Here is a 5,615-nt window from a genome sequence, read left to right on the forward strand (position 1 = left end):
CCTCTGCGTCCAGCCGGTAGCGGAACAACTTCGATCCGGTCTCCCGCATCAGGTCGCCGAGCGGGTCGGACTCATCGCGTTCCGCCGCCGCCGTGGCCGCCGTGCTGGACCCGGGCCTGATCGTCCTGGGCGGTGGTACCGGTGCGGATCCGCAGCTCCTGACCGGGGTGCGGGCGGAGCTGGCCCGGCTGAGCTGGCCCACCGAGGTGGTCAGCAGCGTGGTGGGCGACACCGGCACCGTGGCGGGCGCCAGCAGACTCGCGGTCTCCCATGGAATTCAAACCGTGACCGGAGCTGTGCGGGCGAAGCATTGACGGCTGCGCCATCGGTCTGCCAATGTCCGGACAAGCGCTTTCTGAGTCGGCCGGGACGCCGACTCCGGGTGAGCCTCCCGCCCGTACGCGAAGTACGGCAGCCGCACGAGGGCGTGCTTGTGCGACGACGGCCGTCATGGCCGGGGACCCCACCCGTCAAGGCGACGCGGCCGGGCGAGGTCGTGCCCGCGGAAAGCGAAATTTCCTGCAAAATGCACCCGTGCCGCCTCGGCTGGCGCCGTGCTTCTTCCGCTACGACGAAAAGGGATTGAAGATGACCAGTCTGGGTGTGCGGCGCTCTCGCCGACTCGGCCGCGGCGGTATACGTCGCGTTGTTCCCCTCGCTGCTGTGGCCACGGCAGGTGCCCTTCTGCTCTCCGCCTGCGGGTCGGGGTCCGACTCGGGCGGGAACGCCAAGTCGCTGACGTTCTGGATCTCCACGGTCCCGGGTCAGGACGCGGGCTGGAAGAAGATGGTGGCGCAGTACAAGAAGGAAACCGGCGTCAAGGTCAAGCTCGTCAACATCCCCTACGACGGCTACCCGGCCAAGCTGCACAACGCCGCACAGGCGAACTCCCTGCCCGACGTGGCGGCCGTGCCGGCGCTGGACCCGATCTGGGCGAACAAGCTGATCGACCTCGGCTCCATCGCCAACAAGAAGAGCAACAAGATCAACGCCAACTTCGTGGCCAAGGACTCGTCCGGAAAGGTGCTGTCCATCCCCTCGGACGTCACCGCGTCCGGCATGTTCATCAACAAGACGCTGTTCAAGAAGGCCGGCGTCGACTACCCGACCTCGCCCGACAAGACCTGGACCTGGACCGAGTTCATCAAGGCGGCGAACGAGGTCCGGGAGAAGACCAAGGCCAAGTACTCCCTGACCTTCGACCAGTCGCCGTCCCGGCTGCGCGCCATGGTGTACGAGATGGGCGGGAAGTACGTCCACGCGGACTCCTCCGGCACGTTCTCGGTGGACGCGCCGACCAAGAAGGCCGTGAAGTACTTCGTCGGACTGAACGACGACAAGACCATGCCGAAGTCGGTGTGGACCAGCGGCGCCGACCCGTCCGCCATGTTCCAGAGCGGTGACGTGGTCGCCTACTGGTCCGGGGTGTGGCAGGTTCCCGCCTTCGCGGAGAGCATCAAGAAGTTCGACTGGGCGAGTGTCCCGACCCCCGCCCAGCCGGTGCAGGCCAGCGACGTCAACAGCGGCGGCATGACGGTGGGCTTCAACAACAACGCCGCCGCGGCCGACGCCGCGACGAAGTTCCTCACCTGGCTGTACGAGCCGGCCCACTACAAGGTGCTGTGTGAGACGTCCGGGTTCCTGCCGGTCGAGAGTGGTCTGAACCCGGAGTACCCCTTCAAGTCCGAGGCGGCGCAGGCGGCGTTCAAGCTGTACAACGAGTCGATCCCGCTCTACGCCCCGATCTCCGGCTACTTCAACTCCGCGCAGACGAACTGGGTGCTGAAGGGCAAGAGCCTCCCCGAGGACCCGACCAAGACGGAGCTCGGCAAGGCGATCAACGGCCAGCAGTCGTCCGACAAGGCCCTGCAGAACATCGTGGACATCTACAACCAGCAGGTCGGCGGCTGAGCGCAGGCCGAGTAGGCCCGGGCGGCGGGGTCGAGACACCGCCGCCCGGCCTCGGGCCTCCACGTGATGCCGGGCTCATGGCCTGAGCCCACAGGAACCCATTCCACCAGCACGGAGTCAGGAAGATGACCAAACGCGCCCCGGACGTGTCCGTGAGCCCGCCCAGGAGACGCAGTAAGTACACGCTTGCGCCGCTCGTTCTCATCTCGGCCAATGTCGTGCTCTTCGCGCTGTTCTTCGTCTGGCCGGCGGTGATCGGGCTCGTCTACTCCTTCACGAACTACACGGGCGTGGGAGTGTTCCAGTTCGTCGGACTGGACAACTACCAGAACTTGTTCGGGGACTCCACCTTCTACGACGCGCTGAGCCGGACGTTGCTGTACGCCGTGCTCTTCGTTCCGCTGAACTTCGCGTTCTCGCTGCTCATCGCCAACGTGGTGGTGAGCAAGCACGTCAAGGGCGCGTCGGTGGCCCGCGTCGTCTTCTTCATCCCGTGGCTGCTGTCGCCCATCGTCGTGGGTGTCCTGTGGCGGTGGCTGTTCGGTGAGAACTTCGGCCTGGTCAACTACATCATCCACGAGTTCGGTGGGGGCGCCGTGCCGTGGCAGTCGAACGCGGACCTGTCGCTGCTGGTGGTGGTGATGGCGGCGTCCTGGGCGTGGACGGGCTTCTCGATGCTGCTGTTCATCGCGGCGATCAAGAACGTACCGGTGTCGTACTACGAGGCCGCCGCGCTCGACGGCGCAGGCCCCTGGCGGCAGTTCGTCAACATCACGCTGCCGAGCATCGCGCCCACCTCGTTCATCGTCATCCTGCTCAACACGATCAACGCGATGAAGGAGTACCCGGTGTTCGTCGCCCTCAACAACGGCGGACCGGGAACGTCGAACAATCTGCTCGTCCAGTACATCTACGAGACCGGCTTCAAACGGGGCCAGATCGGCTATGCGAGCGCCGCGTCGTTCGTGCTCATGCTCATCCTGATGGCCGTCGCGATCATCCAGCTGATCGTCAACCGACGGGTGGAGAACCGATGACAACCACAGACATGCCACGCCCGGTCGACGCCGGTCACGGACGGGCCGTCTCCAAGAAGCGGCCCCGCGGCGCGCGGACCGGTGGGATCCGGCGGGCGGTGTCAGCGACGACACTGCTGTGGCTCCTGGCCTGCCTCTACGGACTGCCGGTGCTGTGGTTCATCCTCAGCTCCTTCAAGCCGGCCAGCGACCTGTTCTCCTATCCGCTGACGCTGGTCCCGCACAACCCCACCCTGACGGGCTTCAAGGCGGCGTGGGAGAGCGCGAACTTCTCCCAGTACTTCATCAACACGACCATCGTGTGCGTGATCACGACGATCCTCACGGTGGGGGTCAGCTGCTGCACCGGGTACGCCCTGGCCAAGTACGACAACCGATGGCTCAAGGTGTTCTTCCTCTGCATCCTGGCCACCACGATGCTGCCGTCCGAGGTCATGCTCGCCCCGGAGTTCCTGGTCGTCCGCGACCTCGGCCTCTACAACTCCTTCGCCGGCATCATCCTCCCGGCCGTGCTCACCGCGACCGGATGCTTCATGTTCCGCCAGTTCTTCCTGACGGTTCCCGACGAACTCGTGGAAGCCGCGCGCATCGACGGCGCCCGCGAACTGGCGATCTTCCTTCGGATCATGGTGCCGCTCTCCCGGCCCATCATGCTGACCCTCGCCATCCTGTCCTTCCAGTGGCGGTGGAACGACTACATCTGGCCGCTGCTGATGCTCAACGACCCCGACAAGTTCACCGTGCAGATCGGTATCCAGAGCATCGTCGGCGCGCAGAACATCAACTGGTCGGTACTGCTCGGCGCGTCGGTCATCTCCATGATCCCGCTGATCGCCGTCTTCCTGGTCTTCCAGCGTTACGTCATGGGTGCCGACATCAACGCCGGACTGAAGGACTGACCGTGTCCCCTGCGCTCGACCACGAGTTCGTCCGCGCGGTGGCCGGCGCCGCCGACCGGCTGGCCGCCCCGCTGGTGGCCGGCCCCGACGAGGACCCCGCCGGTGTGCCCCACCGCGCACTGGCGCGCCGGGTGAAGACCCTGATCGCGGCGTACCGGTCCCCGGACTCGGCCTTGCACGGCAGCAGGCGGGCCGTCGCCGCCGCGACGACCCACCTCCGTGCCCTGCGCGCCGTTCAGACATCCACCGGCCTCTTCGCCGGCGGCGACAACGTGCAGTCACCGCCGGACTCCGGGTTCACCGTCAACGACGTGTGCGACGCGCACGTCCTCGCCGCCGGCGCGGGGCCGGAACTGCGTGACGTCACGGCCGCGCTCGCCCAGATCGCCGGCGCCGCCTCCGGCGGTCTCCTGGCCGGTGGGGTGCACACTCCGAACCACCGCTGGGAGCTGTGCGCGGCGCTGGCCCGGCTGCACCGGTCGTTCCCCGACGACCGGCTCCTCGACCGCGTCGGGGAGTGGCTCGGCGAGGGCGTGGACATCGACGCGGACGGCCTGTACTCGGAACGCAGCGCCAACTACGCGGCCCACGTGTCCAACCCGTCGCTGCTGCTGCTGGCCGATGTCCTCGGCCGCGCCGACCTGCTGGGCGCCGTCGAACGCAATCTCGCCACCACCCTGGACCTCATCAGGCCGGACGGCACGGTGGAGACCGTCCACTCGCGACGACAGGACCAGAACCACCCGTTCCCGCTGGCGCCCTACCTGCCGCACTACCGGCTGCTCGCGATCCGCACCGGCCGGGGCGACTTCAGCCGGGCGGCGCTCCTCGCGGCCGCCGGCGGCATCGACGACCCCGACCTGCTCGCCGAGACGCTCCTCACCCCCGACCTGTGCCGCGCCCTGCCGGCACCGGCTGCGGAGCCACTGCCGCGCGACCGGTACCTCACCACCGCGCGCCTCGCCGCACGCGCGTCCGCCACCGCGCACACGGTGGTGTACGGCGGCTCCGACGTGCCCGAGCACCGGCGCATCCGCTCGGGCCTCGCCTGCAACCCCACCTTCCTGCGCCTGTTCGCCGGGGACGCAGTCCTCGACGCGGTCCGTCTCTCCCGGGGATTCTTCGACCTGGGCCCGTTCCGCGCCGCCGCGGTGCAACAGCCCGCCGACAACCGGTACCGACTCACCGAAACCCTCACAGCCGCCTACTACCAGCCGTTGTCCCGGGACCGGCGCCGGAGCGACGGCGCCTACCGCATGGCGGACGAGGGACGCTTCTCGGCTGCGATGGCCTTCCCGGACCGGCCGCGGGACGAGGTCTCCCACACGACCCACGTCGAGGTGGACCTGACCGAGGACGGCGCCGACCTGCGGATCGACATCAGCGGACCACGGGTGCCCTGGTCCCTCGAACTGACCTTCCGGCCCGGTGGCGTGCCGGAAGGCGCCGTACCGATCGGCGACGGGCGCTGGTGTCTGACGGCCGGCCCGATGACCTACCGGGTCGGTGACGACGAGATCCGGGTCGAGGCCGACGTGGCGTCAGGCGAACCGCTGGCCGGGCCGGACCGGAGCGACGTACTGCGGTACGACCCGGGGCAGGACTACAGCGTGGTGGGCGGCACCGACGCGACGACCGGAAACCGCGTCTACATCGGTGGACTCGGCCCGCACACACTGACCGTCGCACTGCGCGCCCGCCGGGAGCCCGGACTCGGCCTGTCCGCCTGAGAGCGGCTCACCCGCCGCCGGCCGGGGCCACGACCTCC

At 68.2% G+C, this 5,615-nt stretch carries 4 protein-coding genes and 1 pseudogene; all 5 read left to right on the forward strand.

The features are described from left to right. Positions 1-77 precede the first annotated feature (77 nt). Positions 78-314: pseudogene (locus ABZ281_RS35280) on the forward strand (hypothetical protein); the annotation flags it as partial. Positions 315-588: 274 nt separating this feature from the next. After that, positions 589-1,911: an extracellular solute-binding protein gene (locus ABZ281_RS35285; RefSeq protein ID WP_356662152.1), complete on the forward strand. Its 1,323-nt coding sequence runs from the start codon at positions 589-591 to the stop codon at positions 1,909-1,911. 125 nt (positions 1,912-2,036) lie between these two features. Continuing rightward, positions 2,037-2,948: a sugar ABC transporter permease gene (locus ABZ281_RS35290; RefSeq protein ID WP_356662153.1), complete on the forward strand. Its 912-nt coding sequence runs from the start codon at positions 2,037-2,039 to the stop codon at positions 2,946-2,948. Next, positions 2,945-3,847, forward strand: a complete 903-nt coding sequence (locus tag ABZ281_RS35295) for a carbohydrate ABC transporter permease (RefSeq protein WP_356662154.1) — start codon at positions 2,945-2,947, stop codon at positions 3,845-3,847. Before ABZ281_RS35290 ends, ABZ281_RS35295 begins: the two co-directional genes overlap by 4 nt. 2 nt (positions 3,848-3,849) lie before the next feature. Further along, positions 3,850-5,577: a hypothetical protein gene (locus ABZ281_RS35300; protein WP_356662155.1), complete on the forward strand. Its 1,728-nt coding sequence runs from the start codon at positions 3,850-3,852 to the stop codon at positions 5,575-5,577. The last annotated feature ends 38 nt before the right edge of the window (positions 5,578-5,615 follow it).

Origin of the sequence: Streptomyces sp. NPDC006265 (assembly GCF_040613555.1) — a bacterium.
In the GTDB taxonomy this organism is placed as follows: Bacteria; Actinomycetota; Actinomycetes; order Streptomycetales; family Streptomycetaceae; genus Streptomyces.

What these genes read in the sequence shown, in the direction of transcription:
- ABZ281_RS35285 (WP_356662152.1), top strand. Translation starts at nt 589, where the DNA reads ATGACCAGTCTGGGTGTGCGGCGCTCTCGCCGACTCGGCCGCGGCGGT.
- ABZ281_RS35290 (WP_356662153.1), top strand. Translation starts at nt 2,037, where the DNA reads ATGACCAAACGCGCCCCGGACGTGTCCGTGAGCCCGCCCAGGAGACGC.
- ABZ281_RS35295 (WP_356662154.1), top strand. Translation starts at nt 2,945, where the DNA reads ATGACAACCACAGACATGCCACGCCCGGTCGACGCCGGTCACGGACGG.